Consider the following 1,308-nt stretch of genomic DNA (forward strand, 5'->3'; position numbering starts at 1 on the left):
CCGACCACCAGTTGGCGAGTCAGCTCGACGAACTTGCGGGTGAATTCCTCGACCACGCCCTGTTCGATGATCAGGCGCTTGGCGGCTGCGCAGACTTGCCCGGTGTTCTGGTAGCGGCCGAGCACTGCGGCCTTGACCGCTTCATCGAGGTCGGCGTCGTTGAGCACGATGAACGGATCGCTGCCCCCCAGTTCCAGCACGCATTTTTTCAAGGCCGCACCGGCCTGGGCGCCGATGGCCATGCCGGCGCGCACGCTGCCGGTCAGGGTCACGGCGGCGATCCGTGGATCGGCAATCGCACTGGAGACGCCGTCTGGCGTGACGTTGATGACTTCGAACACACCCTCGGCAAACCCGGCCTGGCGCAAGGCATCGCGCAGCAGGTAGGCGCTGCCCATCACGTTCGGTGCATGTTTGAGTACGTAGGTGTTGCCGGCGATCAGGGCTGGAACCGCGCCGCGCAGGACTTGCCAGATCGGGAAGTTCCACGGCATCACCGCGAGAATCGGCCCCAGCGGGCGGTACTCGATGCGCGCCTTGGCGCCTTCCACCTGGGTCGGCTCGGCAGCGAGCATGGCCGGGCCGTGTTCGGCGTACCACAGGCAGAGCTGGGCGCATTTTTCGATTTCACCACGGGCCTGGGTCAGCGGCTTGCCCATTTCCAGGGTGATCATCCGGGCCATGCTCGTGGCGTTGTCGCGTAGCGCCTGGGCCAGGGCAATCAAGGCCTGGGCTCGCTGGGCGAGCGGGGTACGGCGCCAGGTGGCGAACCCGGCACTGGCCCGGGCCAGCGCCGCATCCAGTTCAGTCGCGGACTCATAAGGGTAGTGGCCGATCTGCTCGGCGGTGGCGGGGTTGATCGAAAGGGCATGGGTGAGGCTGGAAATCTGGGTCATGGCACCGTCCTGCTGGGTGGGAATGGATGCAGGCTACGCTGGCGCTTGGCTGCTGAAAACTGAATAATGCTGAGCCTATCGTTCACGAATGGAGAATGACTTGGATCTGGTCCAGCTGGAGATTTTCAAGGCCGTGGCCGAGCATGGCAGCATCAGTGCCGCCGCGCAGCACATCCACCGGGTGCCCTCGAACCTGACGACGCGGATCAAGCAACTGGAGCAGGACCTGGGGGTGGATCTGTTTATCCGCGAGAAAAGCCGCTTGCGCCTGTCGCCGGCCGGCTGGAGTTTTCTCGACTACGCGCGACGGATTCTCGACCTGGTCGGGGAGGCCCGGGCGACGGTTGCCGGGGAAGAACCCCAAGGCTCGTTCTCCCTGGGCTCACTGGAGAGCACGGCGGCGGTGCGCATT

2 protein-coding genes are annotated in these 1,308 nt (G+C 65.1%); one reads left to right on the plus strand and one right to left on the minus strand.

Annotated elements, in window-relative coordinates; translation table 11 throughout:
* On the minus strand, nt 1-896 hold an 896-nt coding region (locus tag ACM6IP_RS22715; protein ID WP_414862322.1), incomplete at its 3' end, for an aldehyde dehydrogenase family protein.
* Between the two features lie 100 nt (nt 897-996).
* On the opposite strand from ACM6IP_RS22715, the gene ACM6IP_RS22720 reads away from it, so the two are divergent.
* Nucleotides 997-1,308: LysR family transcriptional regulator (locus ACM6IP_RS22720; RefSeq protein WP_414862323.1), on the plus strand; the 312-nt coding region annotated here is incomplete at its 3' end.

It is taken from the genome of Pseudomonas sp. IT-P176 (assembly GCF_949767245.1).
Classification (GTDB): domain Bacteria; phylum Pseudomonadota; class Gammaproteobacteria; order Pseudomonadales; family Pseudomonadaceae; genus Aquipseudomonas.